The organism is Bdellovibrio sp. KM01 (assembly GCF_013752535.1).
Classification (GTDB): Bacteria; Bdellovibrionota; Bdellovibrionia; order Bdellovibrionales; family Bdellovibrionaceae; genus Bdellovibrio.
Genome location: NZ_CP058348.1, coordinates 3,002,132 through 3,018,722, shown reverse-complemented (window position 1 = coordinate 3,018,722; position 16,591 = coordinate 3,002,132). Strand labels below are relative to the sequence as shown.

The 16,591-nt window shown below is 45.4% G+C and carries 12 protein-coding genes; 6 read left to right on the top strand and 6 right to left on the bottom strand.

All coding sequences use genetic code 11. From position 1 onward, the window contains the following. Window positions 1-4: 4 nt before the first annotated feature. On the top strand, window positions 5-1,780 hold the full coding sequence (locus HW988_RS14595; protein WP_181604947.1) for a methyl-accepting chemotaxis protein: 1,776 nt from the start codon (window positions 5-7) through the stop codon (window positions 1,778-1,780). Between the two features lie 26 nt (window positions 1,781-1,806). Here the strand turns inward: HW988_RS14595 and HW988_RS14590 are convergent, their stop codons facing one another. Continuing rightward, window positions 1,807-2,172 carry a hypothetical protein gene (locus HW988_RS14590; protein WP_181604946.1) on the bottom strand — a complete coding sequence of 122 codons (366 nt, stop codon included), beginning with the start codon at window positions 2,170-2,172 and terminating at the stop codon, window positions 1,807-1,809. Window positions 2,173-2,174: 2 nt separating this feature from the next. Then, window positions 2,175-3,221 (bottom strand): UDP-3-O-(3-hydroxymyristoyl)glucosamine N-acyltransferase, encoded by a 1,047-nt coding sequence (gene lpxD / locus HW988_RS14585; RefSeq protein ID WP_181604945.1) that lies wholly within the window; start codon window positions 3,219-3,221, stop codon window positions 2,175-2,177. A 126-nt stretch (window positions 3,222-3,347) separates the two neighbouring features. Here lpxD and HW988_RS14580 point away from each other — a divergent pair, with 126 nt between their 5' ends. From HW988_RS14580 to HW988_RS14570, 3 genes are all read left to right on the top strand, one after another. Continuing rightward, complete coding sequence (locus HW988_RS14580; protein WP_181604944.1) at window positions 3,348-3,920, top strand: hypothetical protein; 573 nt, start codon at window positions 3,348-3,350, stop codon at window positions 3,918-3,920. Between the two features lie 109 nt (window positions 3,921-4,029). Beyond that, the gene (gene infA / locus HW988_RS14575) at window positions 4,030-4,248 is read left to right on the top strand and encodes a translation initiation factor IF-1 (protein WP_142701229.1); all 219 of its coding nucleotides are present in this window, start codon (window positions 4,030-4,032) and stop codon (window positions 4,246-4,248) included. 44 nt (window positions 4,249-4,292) lie between these two features. Next, window positions 4,293-6,647 (top strand): Tex-like N-terminal domain-containing protein, encoded by a 2,355-nt coding sequence (locus tag HW988_RS14570; protein WP_181604943.1) that lies wholly within the window; start codon window positions 4,293-4,295, stop codon window positions 6,645-6,647. Window positions 6,648-6,824: 177 nt separating this feature from the next. Here HW988_RS14570 and HW988_RS14565 read toward each other — a convergent pair whose 3' ends face one another. Further along, window positions 6,825-8,795 (bottom strand): hypothetical protein, encoded by a 1,971-nt coding sequence (locus tag HW988_RS14565; protein ID WP_181604942.1) that lies wholly within the window; start codon window positions 8,793-8,795, stop codon window positions 6,825-6,827. Window positions 8,796-9,030: 235 nt separating this feature from the next. On the opposite strand from HW988_RS14565, the gene HW988_RS14560 reads away from it, so the two are divergent. Together HW988_RS14560 and HW988_RS14555 are read left to right on the top strand one after the other, a co-directional pair. Then, window positions 9,031-9,903 carry a YihY/virulence factor BrkB family protein gene (locus HW988_RS14560; protein ID WP_181604941.1) on the top strand — a complete coding sequence of 291 codons (873 nt, stop codon included), beginning with the start codon at window positions 9,031-9,033 and terminating at the stop codon, window positions 9,901-9,903. Further along, on the top strand, window positions 9,875-10,960 hold the full coding sequence (locus tag HW988_RS14555; RefSeq protein ID WP_181604940.1) for a DUF748 domain-containing protein: 1,086 nt from the start codon (window positions 9,875-9,877) through the stop codon (window positions 10,958-10,960). The genes HW988_RS14560 and HW988_RS14555 overlap by 29 nt, the downstream gene beginning before the upstream one ends. A 94-nt stretch (window positions 10,961-11,054) precedes the next feature. Here the strand turns inward: HW988_RS14555 and HW988_RS14550 are convergent, their stop codons facing one another. The 3 genes from HW988_RS14550 to HW988_RS14540 all read right to left on the bottom strand — a co-directional run bounded on the left by HW988_RS14550 (window position 11,055) and on the right by HW988_RS14540 (window position 16,551). After that, entirely contained in the window at window positions 11,055-11,660 is a 606-nt protein-coding gene (locus HW988_RS14550) for a type 1 glutamine amidotransferase domain-containing protein (RefSeq protein ID WP_181604939.1), read from the bottom strand. 93 nt (window positions 11,661-11,753) lie between these two features. After that, the gene (locus HW988_RS14545; RefSeq protein ID WP_181604938.1) at window positions 11,754-13,094 is read right to left on the bottom strand and encodes a hypothetical protein; all 1,341 of its coding nucleotides are present in this window, start codon (window positions 13,092-13,094) and stop codon (window positions 11,754-11,756) included. Window positions 13,095-13,119: 25 nt separating this feature from the next. Then, a complete protein-coding gene (locus HW988_RS14540) occupies window positions 13,120-16,551 on the bottom strand; it encodes a zinc-dependent metalloprotease (protein WP_181604937.1) in 3,432 nt (1,143 codons plus the stop codon). Between the last annotated feature and the right edge of the window lie 40 nt (window positions 16,552-16,591).

The following is a 16,591-nucleotide window of genomic DNA, read 5'->3' as shown; positions in this document are numbered from 1 at the left end:
AAGAATGAGAAAAATTCCACTGCAGTTTAAACTTTTATTAAATATCGTTATCTTCGCTATCCCGATCATTGTGCTGAGTTACCTGATGTTCAATTCTCATTCAGCAGATATTCATTTTGCCGAGAAGGAAAAAGTTGGACTTCGACTTCAGCAAAAGTATCAGGAGTTGTTGAAAAAGATTTCGATCGCAGACTATTCTGATCTTTCTGCAGAAATGAAGGCGCTGCAGGCAGTTTATAGTGAATCTCAGAAGCTTCTTCAATTCGATCAATATCAATTAGCACAAAGAACACGCGAGACAGCGGCTTTTTCTTACCTTGAAGAACAGGTGAACAAAAAAAATTGGGCCGAAGCCATTAGGTCAATTAAAAGTTCGGTGACTCACTTAGGAGACACGTCCAATCTGATTCTTGATCCTGATCTTGATAGCTATTATTTGATGGATATAACTTTATTGGCGCTCCCACAGATGCAAGATCGATTGAAGCAGATCCTGGAGAATTTCAGAACTCTGTCTCAAGGGCCCGCCGATCGCGAATCAATCAGGATAAAAGCGGCCCTTTATGCCGCCATTTTAAAAGAATCGGATGTCGATCGTATATTGAACGATATTCAAACGGTGTTGAATGAGGATAAAAACTTCTATGGAGAATCGGAATCACTGCAAAAGAATTTGCCAGACGTTGCCGTGCGGTTAAAGACCTCCACGCTTAAGGTCATTGCCAATCTTCAGAAAATCGCTGAAGGGAATGCTGTGGCCGGGGAAGAATTCACTGCTGACGCCAAAAAAGCATACGATGAAAGTTTTCTTACTTGGAACATTTTGAATCAAGAGCTCGATTCTTTAATAGATAAGCGTATTGCTGCCCTGGTTCATGAGCGCACCCAAGATTTAATGTATTCTAGTCTGGCGCTTTGTTTGGCCATCATACTATCAATTGTCATTGGCGTAAGCATTCACCACAGTATCAAGTCTATCTTAAAATCCGTCTTCCATTTAAAAGAGAGTGCCGCGGTTGCTTCAGACATAAGTGGTCACCTAAATAAAGTTACCACCGAAGTTCATCAAGGAATAACGGTGCAAACTGCTTCGGTTGAAGAAACGGCAGCGTCGCTCGAGGAAATGAACAGCATGTTAAAGATGAGTGCGGATAATTCAAAACAAGCCTCTCAACTCGCGAGCCAGGCCAATGATTCAGCTGGTGTTGGTGAGCGACAGATTATGTTGGTATTGAATTCGATGCGTGATATCGCGAGTGGTACACAGAAAATGGTGGAGGCAATTTCAGTTATTGATGATATTGCTTTTCAGACAAATTTGTTGGCCTTAAATGCCTCCGTGGAAGCGGCACGTGCCGGAGAGCAGGGGCGGGGGTTCGCTGTGGTTGCAGATGCCGTGCGCGCGCTGGCACAAAAAAGTGCGAACGCGGCCAAGGAAATTAACACGCAACTCGGTGCGAATGTCGAATTGGTTGTTTCCAGTCAGGCACGTGCGGATGAAGCCTCCCAGATTCTTAAAGGTATCGTGGAATCGATAAAGAATGTTTCTGTGCTTAATAATGAAATTGCTCAGGCAACCGAAGAACAGGCGCAGGGCTTAACTCAAATTTCAAAAGCCATGGGGGAATTTGAAACGACATCTTTAACAAATCAGAAAAACATTGATGCCGTCGCGGAAGCATCTTCCTCAATCTTGGAACAGGCTGGCTTGTTAAATACAATTATCGGTGTACTCGAAGTCGAAGTCAGTGGAAGAACGGAAACGGATGGGGGAGTCTAAATACTCCCTCCCCGTATTAAAGTTTATTAGAACGGTTTTGTGATCGCTAGCAATGCGGCTGTGGTGCCCAGGCCGAATAGAAGGATGGCGATGGGCCAGCCGATGTGGCCTTTACGTTTTACGATGGAGATGGCTGCTCCCATGATGACCCAGATGCCCAGTTTGGCCAAAGCCCAACCTGGAAGCTGTTTCATGATTCCCATTTTAGCCAGCATACCGAAGCCACCGATAAGCAAAAATAAAAGTCCCATACCGTGAGTTGCAAAACTCATCATGCGGGCTTTTGCATTCAGGGCGATACCAGCATAGGAAGTCACCAACAGACCACCGAAGCCAAAGAACAATGTGATTAAGCCCAACATGTGCAAGATTTTATAAAATTCGTAAGTCATTTCTATTCCTCTTTAAGGCCCAGGTGTTTTACTACGCGGGCAAGTTCTTTTCTGATGCGAGTAATGTGCGACAGATTGGCCAGAGTTTTCAACGATTCGCGCAAAGGTTCAAGAGGATATCCACCATATGCACCACTTTGTTGCACGTCGCTCGTCACTCCGGATTTACCTGCGATAATCACTTTGTCACAAATGGTAATGTGATCTGAAACCGCGGCGTCTCCACCGAACATGCAATTGCTGCCAATACGAGACGAACCAGCGATTTTAAATCCGGCAGCCATCACGTTGTTTTCACCAATGATCACATTGTGAGCTACGTGGCAGAAGTTATCCATTTTGGTTCCGCGACCGATACGAGTTTCCGTTAAGGCGGCGCGGTCTATGGCGCAGTTGGCTCCCAGCTCAACATGGTCTTCGATGACCACTTTGCCGATTTGCGGGATTTTTTTGTGGGTGCCGTCTTTAGCCATCGCAAAAGAAAAGCCATCAGCTCCGATCGTGGTGTGCGGATGGAATTCGCAGTGAGCCCCGATTTCGCTGTAAGCTCCGATAAAAACTTGGGGATGCAGGATCGTAAGAGCACCGATTTGGGCATAGGATTCGATCACCACATGGGCACCGATCGTGGCGCCGTCACCGATGCGGACATGTTCACCAATGACCGCAAAGGGCCCTACGGAAACATTCTGACCCAGGTGAGCCTGGGGGTGAATCCATGCGCTGGGATGGATTTTCGTTTCCTGGTTGAAGCGGTTCATTTTTCCGTCAAACAACGGAAGAATGGCCGCCATGGCCAGTTGAATATTAGGAGTCGTAAAAAAAGTCGTCTTGGTATCGGTCGGCAAAGTCAGGGACTTGTGCGCTACGATAATGGGAGACTGTGCCTTCAAAGCTTTCTCGAGGAAATCTGGCTTGGATGCGAAAATTAAACTTTCGGAGTCAGCCTGATCAGGAGGAAGGACTTTTTTAGCGATGGAGTCTTTGGGGCCGGATACGTAAATTACATCCGGAGACTGAAGAGTATTAATAACGTCTGCTGTAATCATATAGTGATGCCTCGCGCTAACATTTTCCCAATATATTTTTGATGTCAAGTCACTGGGTGATAGTATAAGTCTCATATAAACACGTTTCGATCATTTCTCACCTTTAAAATTTAGAGAGGAATTGAGATGGCCAAAAAGGCAGTTAAAAAGGAAGCTCCTGCAGCAAAGGCAAAAAAGCCTGTGAAGCCTGCAGCAAAGCCTGCCGCTAAAGCGGCAAAGCCAGCTCCGAAGGCCGCAAAGCCTGCGGCTAAACCAGCAGCGAAACCGGCACCAGCGAAAGCTGCCAAGCCAGCAGCTGCTAAAGCCGCTCCGGTAAAGGCAGTCAAGGCTGCTCCGGCGCCGGCTCCAGCCCCGGCAAAAGCAGCAAAGGCTCCTCCGGTTGCCAAACCTGAGAAAAAGCCGGTTAAGGCAGCTGTAGCTCCGGAGGCGGAAGTCGTTGAGGCTCCAAAGAAAGAAAAGAAAATCAAAATCGACAAAACCGGTATGAGCGAAGATCAGGTCAAGTGGCACGAACTTCACGAGAAGTACAAAGGCACAAAAGCTCAGTCCTACAATATCGGCAACCAATACGAGGCTAAAACTCCTATTGAGCACAAGATTTTCGGATGGGGTTATATCATGTCCAATGAATATGACCGTCTTGAGGTTCTTTTTGAAGATGGAAAGCGAATGCTAATCAGCAACAGAAAGTTATCTTAACGAAACCCTAAAAAGGCCCCTAAATGGGGCCTTTTGCGTGTTGCATATTGATATAATTGGGCAGAAATCTATTGCAAGGCCCCGCATTCTGACCTAGAAATTTACCTACATGGCAAAAGACGATTTAGTACAAATTGACGGAAAAGTGATCGACGCCCTTGCGGGTGGTCTTTACAAGATCGAACTTGAAAATAAAGTTATCATCAACGCAAAGCTTTGCGGAAAGATGAGACGCTTTAATATTCGTGTGGTTGTTGGTGACCGCGTGAGCGTAGGCGTATCTCCATACGATCCTAGCCACGGTCTGATCCAATTCCGTCATAAATAATATAGATTTAAGCTCAAACTCATTCCAATAAATCTAGAGGTTCTATGGATCAGGCTCTTCAGAGTTATTTGGCTCGTATTGTCCCAACTGTCCCAGCAAAATCAGCACAAGCTGTGATTGAACTTGCTGCGGAAGGGGCTACAGTCCCATTTATCGCGCGTTACCGTAAAGAGAAAACCGGCAATTTGGACGAAGTTCAAATTCGCGGTGTTATCGAAGGTCACGAAACTTACAACGAAATCGTGAAACGTAAAGCGTTCTTGATCAAAGAGATCGGGGAGCAGAACAATCTCACGGCCGAAGTCCAAAAGCGTATCGAGCTTTCTTGGGACTTGGGCGAGTTGGAAGAAATCTACAAACCATTCAAAAAGAAAAAGAAAACCAAAGCTACGATCGCTCGCGAAGCTGGCTTGGAACCTTTGGCGAATTGGATTTGGGACATGGGTCACGGGAAGCTTAAAGACTCCGAGACTATGGAAATGAAAGCGAAAGCTTTCTTGAACCCAACTGCCAAAATCGTGACTTACGAAGAAGCTCTTAAAGGTGCTCAAGACATCATCGTCGATAAAATCGCCAATGATGCTGAACTTCGTGCGATGGTTGCTAAAAACTATAACGAAAATGGTCGCATCGTTTCTAAAGCGGCCAAAGGCTATAAAGCGAACTCTAAATACGAAATGTACAAAGAGTTTGAAGAGCCAGTTAAACCTTTGATGGATGCTAAAAACAATCACCGCTACTTGGCGATGAGACGTGGTTGGCAGGAAGAAGAGCTTACTCTTGACGTTAAAGGTGATGACGAAGCGATCTTAAAATCTTACGAGAACTTCGCGACATCGACTCCTGACAATGCGATCGGTGAGTACTTGAAGCAGTCGGCTCGTTTGGCATTGAACGTTTACGTTCTTCCTTCCGTCGTGAACGAAGTTCACCGTCTGTTGAAAGAAAAAGCGGATCAAGACGCAATCACAGTATTTGCTGAAAACGTTCGTAAACTTTTGTTGGCTTCTCCATACGGTTCAAAATGCGTATTGGGTGTCGACCCTGGTTTGCGTACAGGTTGTAAAGTGGCTTTGATTGATAAATCAGGCGCTTTCATCTCTCACACGGTTCTTTACACTTTGGGCGACGATGCTGAACGCAAAGCTAAAACTTTGTTCGGCGAAGTGATGAAGCAAGTTCAAATCGAAGCGATTGCTGTCGGTAATGGTACTGCTGGTCGTGAGACCGAGTCTTTCTTGCGCAAAGTTTTGAAAGATCTTGGTAAGAACATTCCAGTGGTCATGGTTTCTGAATCTGGTGCCTCTGTGTACTCGGCTTCTGACATCGCTCGTGAAGAGTTCCCGGATCTGGATTTAACTGTAAAAGGTGCGATCTCTATCGCACGTCGTTTGCAAGATCCTTTGGCGGAGCTTGTGAAGGTCGATCCAAAATCTATCGGTGTTGGTCAGTACCAACATGACGTAAATCAATCTCAATTGAAAAAATCATTGGAAGCTGTGGTTGAGTCTTGCGTGAATAACGTGGGTGTTGACGTTAATACAGCCTCTGCAGCGTTACTTTCTCACGTGGCGGGGATCGGTCCGGCACTTGCGAAGGGTATCGTTGAAGCTCGTAAGAAAACTTTGTTCTCGGATCGTACTGAGCTATTGAAAGTTCCTAAGTTCTCAGCAAAAGTTTACGAGCAAGCGGCTGGTTTCTTGCGTATTCCAGGTGGTAAACAGGTTTTGGATTCTACAGGGATCCATCCAGAGCGTTACCAAGCTGTGACTGATATGGCGAAAGACATGGGCGTTTCCTTGACTGAAGTTATCGGTGAAGGCGCTAAAAAACTTTTGGCGCAAAGAACTAAATGGGCTCAGCTTGTGGGTGAGTTCACTTTCGACGACATCGTAAAAGAGCTGGAAAAACCAGGACGTGACCCTCGTGATCCGTTCAAAGTTTTCCAATACCGCGATGACATCATGGAAGTGAAAGACCTTAAAGAAGGTATGATCTGCCCAGGTATCGTAACGAACGTAACGAATTTCGGTGCATTCGTGGATATCGGTGTTCACCAAGACGGTTTGGTTCATATTTCGGCTTTGTCACACAAGTTCGTGGATGATCCTCGTAAAGTGGTAAATCCGGGTGACCATGTGTCTGTGAAAGTTCTGAAAGTCGATACTGTGAAAAACCAGATTTCATTGACGATGAAAATGGACGATGCTGTTGAAGCTTCTTCCGCTCCTCGTGGTGAAAGACCTCCACAACAACGTGGCGCTTCGGCGACGAAAGGTTCTGGTAAATCGCAAGTAGGTCAGGGTGCTTCTCGTCCAATGAACAGCACTCCGGCAAAACCGGGCAATCCGTTCAACAATCCGTTTGCGGCATTGATGAACACTCCGAATAAAAAATAACAAAGGGGATTAACATGGCAGCAAAAGGCAAATCTAAAAAAGGTATCCGTCACAGAAAAAAACGCATTTTGACTAAAAAGCGTATGTACAGAGCAAAAATCCGTAAGTAATCGGATCAAGTTCTGAAACGAAAACCCCGGGAATTCTCGGGGTTTTTTATTTTCTGGAGTGTCTGTTTTAAAGAGACGCTTCGAAAATCCACTCTTTTGCGGTGTTCTCGCAATTGTGGATGAAGCCACGAACCGCGCGCGCGAACGGCGCTGAAGCTCTGATAAATGTGGGACGCAGACTTGAAAAGTCGACTTCCATTTGAACAGCTTTGTAACGGCTGTCAAAGCCCTTGCCCTTATCAAAAATCAAATCGACCTGACACGAACGCGGGGAGTGATTTACAATCTGAATTGAAGTTAATAGACCGCTGTTATCACGGGGTCTGAATAGACCCGCTTGAATATCGGCTGAAAGTTCTTGCGGCAGACGATCACGGAAATCTTCGCGGCGATTCAGATAATAGCTTTCCTGCAAAAACGTTTTACTGCCCACGAAAGTTTTGTAGCTTTTTTCGCGGATGACGTTCTTTAAGTGAGCTCCCACGTAACCACCCAAAATATTGAACCACTGTTTTTGAGTTTGATTCAAGTTCGGAGAGAGCATATTGCTGCCCAGGGCTTCAATCTTGCCGATGGCTTTGGCTTGTGTGCCACCGTGAACATAGCCATACAAAATCATTCCAAAGAAATGGTACCAGGTACCATAGCGATCGCCCTTGTAGTTGTGGCCGCTTGAAATAGGTCTGAGACGTTTTGTAATGGGAAGGGATTCGCGACCCACAAAGCGCCAATTGTTCGCCAGAACATTTTCAATAGTCAGTAACGTCAGATAGACATCACCGTGATTGATGCGATAACTGGCGCGAAACAATTCCGGCAAAGTGATGGATTCATAGTTTTCCGTTAAGATCCATTGGCGAAGGTTTTCTTCTTTGCCAGTGATCATGAAACGATCCGTGAAACCTAAAGCCAGGGCGACCAGCAATTTCGATCCCTGAGACATCACGTGTTTGTTTTTGTAAGCGGCACTCCATTCGTGAGCGATTCCGAACAGGGGTGGAAGACCTCTGCGGGATTCTTCTTGAATAACCTGTGTCAGAGTTTTTTTGAAACTCTCGAGGTAAAGCGGATTTTCTCGGCCCTGAATGGAGATGCCTTGCGTGGGTTCTGGCTGAGGTATGAGATCAGCCAAGGGATCTTCCCACTCGCGCGGATCTGGAAGCCAGTTTTTATCTTGCGGGCCTTCTTTGTTGATCAGGCTTTCAAGAATGTGTTTCGGAACGCTGTTCGCACGTTCGATCAAGGCTCTGTCGCCCTCGGGATCGATCAGTTTATAGCTGCTTTGTTGATAAAGATTTGGTTCGTTGTTTGCTGAAGAGGGGGAGCGCTTACCCGTGCTCAACGCCTGCTGAATTTCCTGCAGCTGTTTTTGAATATGGGAGTTCAGATTTTTTTCCAAATTAAAAAAGGGAATGTATTTGGCTTTTTGATATGCCGAGGCTTTTACCAGGTGAATCTGGAAATTGGTGATCACAGTGCTACCCGAATCAACGGCCTGGAAAATATTAATACTGAATGAATCCGTAAATAGGTGAGACCAGTCACTGACTTCTTGAACTGTGATCAGCTGAGTTCCCTGCAACAACTCCGCGGGAAGTTTTGCAGTTGCCCACGTGGCGTTTTGTGATTGTTGTAGATCCAGCATGGCGTAACTCATAACAAACTGTACCGAGGCCAAGGCCATATCCATTTCGCCTTGGCAGGTATTTTCTATACAGGCCCAAAGCTTCAGGGAGCTAGAAATATTTGGCAGTGTGCGGATGTTATTAAGTGCGCTTGCTTTAAGCTCAGCAATGCTGCGTGGAACTTGAAAGCGTGCCTGTGCGACCAAAACTGTTTGAATGCGCAGTTCGGGATCAGCGGGCAGTGAGGAGGCCTTGTTGATGAGCTTAGTTAAATCGATCTTTTTATAGGGGCTGGAGAGGGCCATCGCAGGAGATAGGAAAGCACTCTGATATTGAATATCAGAGGAGCCAGCAAGAGCTAGGTGTCCCACCAGTGTTGATAGTAAGGTCAACAAAATACCGATCTTTAGCATCCCCTCTGGATGTGCAAATCCGTGGCCCGGATTTCGGACGTAAAACCCTCTTTAATTCGTTTTAAGCCCCTATTATTGCGTATGTGACATTTTCAGCAGGGCGATGTTTAAGCCTTGGGCGTGGACCTAACGTGCATCGACCCATTTGGAAGGGTGGAGTCTTTTCGATATGTTTCTTGTCAAAGACCATAGGGTGAGGCGAGGGCGATAGCGGCATGCATGTTATCTTTTTGCGATGAAGTTGATAAAGGCGTTAAAAAAAATCACGGGGAAAAACTTCTTCAACAAGATGGGACGGGACGATATTTTCGAGATGTCAGCCTCCTTGTCCTTTTACACAGCGCTGTCACTGGCGCCATTATTGGTGTTGATGCTGACCTTCGTTGCTTTAATCAACGATAGCTTTCGCGAAGAAATACTAAGGCAGATTCAATACCTATTTGGAACACAGTCGTCTGACATTTTACGAGAGATCGTAAAGAACGTGGAAAAGCAGCCCGAGGTGCGGGATACGGCAGGGATTTTGGGTTTGATCACATTGATTTTTTCCGCCGGTGCGATATTTGGCGAAATGCGTATGTCTTTGAATAAAATATTTGAAGTAAAGATAGATTATAAAAAATTGGAATCGGAAACATTCATTCAATCTATTTGGACTTTCATGAAAACTAAACTTTTCAATATGGGAATGGTTTTAACTTTTGTATTTATTTCGATCGTTTCGTTGGTGGTGTCATCGATTTTGTCGATGTATTTAAAAGGTGCAGAAGCGCTCCTGGGGCAATTCATTAATTTTGCTATTTCTCTTTTAATTTTCGGTCTGTTGTTCAGTGCGATTTACTATTTTCTGCCCCAAGTGCAGGTGCGGCCCAAAGTCGCCTTTACATCGGGCTTTATCACCGCCTTTATGTTTTCGATCGGTAAGGGCTTGATTGGTTTGTACATGGGGCAAAGTGCTGTGGCCTCCCTGTATGGAGCTGCCGGATCGTTTATTGTTTTGTTGTTATGGGTCTATTATTCCTCCGCCGTGATTTTTCTCAGTGCGGAAGTTGCCAATGAAATTAATAAGGAGGAAAAGTATGAAGAAACTGTTCAGGTCCCTCAGTAAAGTTCAAATAACCCTGATCGCCGTTGCCGTATTTTTGGTGGTCGTGCGCATATTTTTGCCTGTTGGTATCAAGTACGGGATCAATTGGTACATGGGTAATAAAATGGAAAACTATAAGGGCCACATTGAAGACTTTGATTTGGCTTTGTATCGTGGCGCCTACCAGATTCAGGATTTGAAAATCTGGGAAAAGGTGAAAAGTCCCAAAGATCCCTTAGTGAGCATCCACGAAATTGATCTGTCTTTGGCGTGGCGAGGGATTTTCGCTGGAAAATTATTGGGAGATCTTAAAGTCGACGGTATGAAATTGGACTTGGTCGATAGTGCCGATAAAAAGAAAAAGCAGATGGGGGCCGATCAGGATTGGAAAACGGTTGTGGGGAAATTGATTCCCATAGAGCTGGAATCCTTCCGTCTGAGTAACAGCGAAGTCCATTTGTACAACAATGATTTCAAAGTACCGGTCGATGTGGTGGTGGATCGTATTATGATTTCGGCCACCAATATCAAGAACACCGACAAATCAAAAGAACTGCTGCCAAGCACGATGGAGGCTTCAGCGCGATTGCAAAAAAGTGGGCACGTGACGGCGGGGGCTAAAGTTAATTTACTTTCAAAGGTTCCTGCATTCGAATCTAAGATGGCGATTGATAAGCTTGATGTGACGAAGTTGAATGACTTTTTTAAAGGCTATGGGCCTTTCACATTTACGTCGGGGAGCTTTAGTCTTTACGGAGAAGTGAGCACGCGGGACGGGCGCATCAAGGGGTACGTGAAACCGTTCTTTGAGAATCTGGACGTGATCAGCTCCAAAGAAAAGTTCGATTCTCCTAAGCGCTTCTTTTTTGAGGTGGGTATCGCCATGAGTAACTTGATCCTTAGGAATTCACAGACCAAAACCGTCGCAACGCGAGTGGATTTTGAAGGCGCTGCCAAGGGGCCGGATGTTAAGACGTGGGATGCATTTTGGGGCTCCTTGCGTAATGGATTTATCGAAGCCTTGGCCAAAAAATTGGACAACACCATTTCTATTAAAGACGTTCCTAAAAAAGATTAAGGAATGGATTTAGTAAAAATAAAAAAGGCAGGATCATCTCCTGCCTTTTTTATGTTTAGGTAAGTAAGTGCATTTCCAAGTAAGGCCGTACCGTTTAGTGAGCGTGTTTTGGATGCTCGCGGCGTTGTTCGCCTAATCCTAAAACGGACATATCTTGTGGGCCTTTCGCAAATTCTTCGATCATCTTGCGACAGAAAGCCGGGATGTCAGCGGGTTTGCGGCTCGTAACCAGGCCATTATCGACGACAACTTCATTGTCTTCCCACTCTCCGCCGGCATTGATAATATCCGTGCGGATCGAAGGGTAGCTTGTCACTTTTTTGCCTCTTAATATTCCTGTTTCAATCAGTGTTTGTGGACCGTGACAGATGGCTGCGATGGGTTTCCCGGTGTCGACAAAGCCTTGAACAAATTGAACAACGCCTTCTTCTTCGCGAAGTTTATCGGGGTTGATCACTCCGCCCGGAAGCATCAAAGCGTCATAGTCGTCAGCCCCTGCGACATTGATGGCCGTGTCCACTTTCAAGGATTTGGCCCAGTTTCCTTTTTCCCATCCTTTGATTTCACCAGAATTGATAGAAACGATTTCGACTTTGGCGCCGGCGTCTTCCAGGGCCTTTTTAGGTAGTAGTAGTTCGGATTGTTCGAAACCGTCAGCAGCGAGGATAGCAACGTTCTTGCCTTCTAGCTCTTTACTCATGATTCTTCCTCCTTGAATGAGCTTTAATGATTAAGCCTGACCAAGGAGGAAGCAATTTACAGAAGATGATCGTGTCTAATAACAGCGAATCTCTTATTTAGCATGGCAAGTGACAGTGATGGTCTCGTCTTTGCCTTCGTCTTTACGGATTTTCAGTTTCATGGCCTCGGAATCGCCAGGAACGATGCTGAACACCGCACCTACGAAACCGTCACCCGCATTAACGGAGTTGGAGTTTTCGCTGGATGCGATCGAATGCTTGGAAGAAATGTAAGCGATCGTTACGCCACGTTGACCAGTCACTTTACGAATTGTGAATGGTTTTTCGCCATCTCTTTCGTATTTAATTTGAGCTGCTGTTTCAGTATTAGTTTGTGACGTAACAACAGCATCGTAATCAGTGCCGTCAACATTACAAACCACTGCGTCCGCATCTACATCACCCATTGTTGGCAATTTGTAGTTTTCCAAAATCTCTTTGGTTTCCACAAGTGCCCATCTGTCTGCGATATCCAAGAACAAAGGATCCGTGTCTTTGATCGATGGATTCAAGAAAGTTGCGATTTGCGCCTGCATTTTATCCATTCTTGCGATTAAACCCAGCAATTCTTTACCCAGAAGCTTGCGAGTGCCTGGAATATCCGCAGGGCAGGCATCCAACGTTGGTAAAAGAGGCTGCAATGGTTCAGAAAGATCTGCGATCGTCTGAGGCAAGCGGAACGTTTTGCTGTCTGTTAGAAGAGCATTGAAGTTCGCCAAGAAATAACCGTAACCTTGGCAAACTGTCTCGTCTTGAGCACCACTATGCATAACTTGGATCAAGGTTTTCGCCTTCTTTGAGATGTGCTCAGAAACCGCGATAATTCTGTTTTGCTCTTGTGGAGATGGTGTGATCAGGCTTTGACGTTCGATTAATGCTTTCTCAATGCCAGTTTGTTGTTCCTTAGTGAACCCACCATCGGCTGCGATCTTTTTAAAGCCCATGAGCAACGCTTGGAACTGCATGTCTTTATCAGACGCTGCGATTTGCAGGTCTTTCAAAGTGATCGTGGATTTGATGTCGCCAGAGCTTAACGCTTGCAAAAGAGATTCCCCTTTAGGAGAGAATTTTTTCGTGATGAACTCACGTAACAATTTTGAATTGTCGTCTTGTAACTTTTCAGACATTACATCCATTTGCAGACGGAACGTGGATTCGTAAAGTTTCAAAGTTAGGTTTTTTAAAGCGTCTTGACGGGAAGTCGAGTCGATGATGCCATCATCAGCAGTGGCCTGCGCCTGCTTAGCCGCGTCCGCTGCACTCATGTCTTGCGTAGGACCTGTTTGTGTTTGTTCCTGAGCTCCCGTTGCTTGCGAGGAATTGCGGGACTTAGTACCTTGAGTACAGCCCGCAGTGATCATCAGAAGAGCGCTCGCTAGAATTAGTTTTTTCATAATCGTTTCCTCTCTCTTCGGAAAATTACTTAGCTTCTTCTGCACCAGGCAGGATTGTTAAAAGATACTCAAGTTTGTCTTTTGCTGGCAAAGCGCCGGCTTTGAACATATTGATGTCGTTTACAGTGACATCTTTGTATTTCGCATCCGTCGCTGGAACTGGTGTTGAAGCGCGGCGTACGGCTGTTCTTGCGATACGCAGGTCTTCCAGTTCTTTATCTTTCATGCTCGTCAATAGATCCATTTTAGTGATCGAAGACATTGCATCCAAGGCGATCGCGTTGTTAGCCAATGCCACCGCTTTGAAAGAGCCCACATCGCGGGAGCTGACGGCATTTTCCGAGTTCATCACGGATGTTTTTGCGATGCGGTTCACTCGGAACTGATCCAAGAAAGCTTTGTCTTCTGCATAGTGCGATTGAGAGCTGCCCATGCGTTTTGAAATCACATTCAATAGCTTTTCCTGGAAGCTGACTTTGTGGTTAGGCAGACCCATGCGGCGTTGAGCCGATTCAACCATCGGAACATCAAACCAGTGAGTGTCTTTTCCTTTGTTCACGCTGCCTGGGGCTGAGAACACATCGAACTTCCATTTTGTATTCAGGTAGAGATTTCCAGCTTGGTCGCGGAATTCTACGTTTGTATTGACTTGGTCAAACAACAAGGAAGCCACGGTAGCTGAGATCTCTGGAGCCAAATCTTTGATATCCATGTAGTTATCTTCGTGCTGGCGTACTTCGCTTGTCATACGTACGAACAAAGCTTCAGCCGCTGCCAACTTATCCGGACCGATACCACGGATATCGATCTGATCAGCATAAGACGAAGGGTTCGAACGGAAGCGAACGTCGTTAAAGTTTTTACCACCTTGAGCTACGATCACTAGATTCGGATCAGCCAATTCAAGTTCCCAGCAGCTGTTGGCGCTTGGATCGATTGACTTAAGGGCACCGATGTCTGTAACCAATTTCAGGTTGTCTTTCTTAGCAACTGCACACAGAACCTCTGGTGTTTTCATCACATCCAGGAAGAAGCGGCCGGAAATCAAAGCCGCTTGTTTTAGATCTTTCATGTCTGGATCAAAAGTCCAATCCAAAGAGTCATCGTCAAGGGCGAATTGGTTCTTGATGGAAGAGTAGATCTCCATAAAGTTACGGATGTATTGGAAGTTATCCAAACGACCGCTGTAGTAACCGCCTTCTTGAACTTTCGAGAAGCTTTCGCGGCCGTTACGGAAATTTCTTACCAAGTAACGTTGCTGATAGCTTTCAATCAGGTGATTGACGATTTCAACAAATGTCGTCCCTTTGTCGAAACGTTTGCAATTCGCAGACAGTTCAACACTTTCATCAGAGCAATACTTAAAGTCACGAAGAACCAAGTCTTTCTTTTCTGCTTGGAGTTTCGTCAATGTTTCTGGAACATCAACTGTTGCACCTGTTTCAGTCATGACCTTACGGCTGTAACCGAAGCGCAAAGCTGCGATGTCGTATTTTCCCAAAGTTGGAAGCAGGTTCAATTCGCTGTAACCATAGTCCATCACAGAGCTGTATGGGATTTCGTGTTTCACGCCCATTTTAGCAAGCTCGCCCTCTGTGTAAAAATTCATTCTGTCTTCAGAACCTTGGAAGTTATGACGTAGACCCAAGTTATGACCCAATTCATGAACCAAAGTTGGAACCCAAACTTCAGGCATGATGATCGCGATCACTTGTTCTTTTTCAGAGTCGCTTAAGTCATTCCACAACTTCATGTTCTTACCAAGTTTACCGATCAAAGCTTTCTTGATGTATTCGCTGAATGGGAAAAGTTCAGACGGGTAGTTGCAGTATTTAGATTGTGCTGACAACGTGTCGATCGTCTGTGCTGCGGCGTTTTGCTGGATGCCTTCGTCAGCATCAGCAGCAGCTTTCAGGCTTGTGCGTGCATTGTAGCGTGCAGAAACTTTCGTCATGTTTTTAAGCTGAGCGTGAACCTGCTGGCGAAGAGCCGCAGAGTTTTGCTTCATGTTGGCTTTAGACACCAAAGAACCTGTTTGAATTGTGTCCGTGGAACCTTTTTTTAAAGCAGTATAGGAATTGCCAACTTTGTAACCAACTGTATCTGCGTGTACGTATTTAGCGTAAGTATCGGCCGTCAATTTGGCTTTCATCGCCTCAGAAATGGCTGCTTGGGCTGCTTCGGTAGCGGCACCAGGTTTTGCTTTCGCATAAGATTTTGTCAATTCGATGTCGCCAGAGTTTTGAAGTTCTTTAACAACTTCATCGTAAGTGTAACGAACACCTTGAACGAAGTTACCATAGTACATCGCCACGCGACCGCTGATGATTTCCCCCGTGCGAGGATTTGCCACAGTTGGACCGTATCCCAATGGACCACCGGAAACAGGGTCCTCAACCATCACGATCATACTATTGCGTGTGTCACCTGGTTGTTTGTGGTCTGGATCTTTAAGAACCAAGCGCATTTCAAGGCCCGCCGCTTTAAGACCGGCGTTTACACGGTCAAAAGCTGTGCGAGTTGCCTCTTTAATAGACTGATATTGAGGTTTATTGAAATTGTCAGACATGTAATAAACGATTTCTTTTCTGTCTGGATTCCAACGATTCATCCACTCTTTTTGATTCGCTTGAGTGCGGCTCAAATCAACGTCGTACTTGCGGTTTTCGCTGGTGAAGAAACCGAAAGTATCTTTATCAGCTTTTGGGTAGTCGATTTTTTTATAGTTCGGGGACGTTACTTTGCTCAATTTATTGAACGAGTAGTGATAGATGATTTGGCTTTGCAATTCATCAACGCTGCTGATGGAGTACATTTGTGTACCCAGGCAAGCCGGCGTCCCACGGAATACTTTTTCAATTTGAATGTTCAAAGAGCCATCTTTGAGTTCATAGTTCAAAAAGCGAGAGGATGTCTCGTTAAAACAAGAGAAGCCGTAAAGTTGTTGCATTTCCACTGGTAACACCGACATGCCTGTCGTTTTCATGCCGTTAAAGTCTGGGATGAAATTGGCCTTTTTAGTCCAGTTGATTTCGCTGTTTTCTTCTTCTTTGTTTGTACATTTGCCGTAGCGGTCTTCGGCACAACGGTATTGAACATGTTTGATTGGGATTTCCAACAAAACGCGGTTGTTCAATGTGTTGTCTTTAGTGATGCGGGCGTCGTCGCCAGCTTCAACAACTTGCAAAGTGTTTTCAGTAAAGCGGAATTTTACGATTTTCTCAGTTCCTTGCCAGAAAGGCAGAGCAGAAGAGACCCCCGCGTCGTCGTTGTTTGATAAGTCCGAAGACGCCACGAAAAGGTATTCGTCATCTGGTGACAGAGTTGATTTCGTTTCAACGTTTTCTTTAAAGACCTCCTTGTACGGAACTTCTTTCGTACAAGAAATCATGACTGTTGAAATGGCCAGCAGCAAAGCACCTGTTAGGGGAATTTTGCGTTTAATGTTGCTGTTCATACTCTCTCCTCTTCAAAAATCTCAAAAAACAAAAACTTAA

Coding starts and splice junctions, on each gene's coding strand:
- HW988_RS14570 (WP_181604943.1), top strand. CDS start 4,293: ATGGATCAGGCTCTTCAGAGTTATTTGGCTCGTATTGTCCCAACTGTC.
- HW988_RS14580 (WP_181604944.1), top strand. CDS start 3,348: ATGGCCAAAAAGGCAGTTAAAAAGGAAGCTCCTGCAGCAAAGGCAAAA.
- HW988_RS14540 (WP_181604937.1), bottom strand. CDS start 16,551: ATGAACAGCAACATTAAACGCAAAATTCCCCTAACAGGTGCTTTGCTG.
- HW988_RS14590 (WP_181604946.1), bottom strand. CDS start 2,172: ATGACTTACGAATTTTATAAAATCTTGCACATGTTGGGCTTAATCACA.
- HW988_RS14595 (WP_181604947.1), top strand. CDS start 5: ATGAGAAAAATTCCACTGCAGTTTAAACTTTTATTAAATATCGTTATC.
- HW988_RS14550 (WP_181604939.1), bottom strand. CDS start 11,660: ATGAGTAAAGAGCTAGAAGGCAAGAACGTTGCTATCCTCGCTGCTGAC.
- HW988_RS14560 (WP_181604941.1), top strand. CDS start 9,031: ATGAAGTTGATAAAGGCGTTAAAAAAAATCACGGGGAAAAACTTCTTC.
- lpxD (WP_181604945.1), bottom strand. CDS start 3,221: ATGATTACAGCAGACGTTATTAATACTCTTCAGTCTCCGGATGTAATT.
- infA (WP_142701229.1), top strand. CDS start 4,030: ATGGCAAAAGACGATTTAGTACAAATTGACGGAAAAGTGATCGACGCC.
- HW988_RS14555 (WP_181604940.1), top strand. CDS start 9,875: ATGAAGAAACTGTTCAGGTCCCTCAGTAAAGTTCAAATAACCCTGATC.
- HW988_RS14565 (WP_181604942.1), bottom strand. CDS start 8,795: ATGCTAAAGATCGGTATTTTGTTGACCTTACTATCAACACTGGTGGGA.
- HW988_RS14545 (WP_181604938.1), bottom strand. CDS start 13,094: ATGAAAAAACTAATTCTAGCGAGCGCTCTTCTGATGATCACTGCGGGC.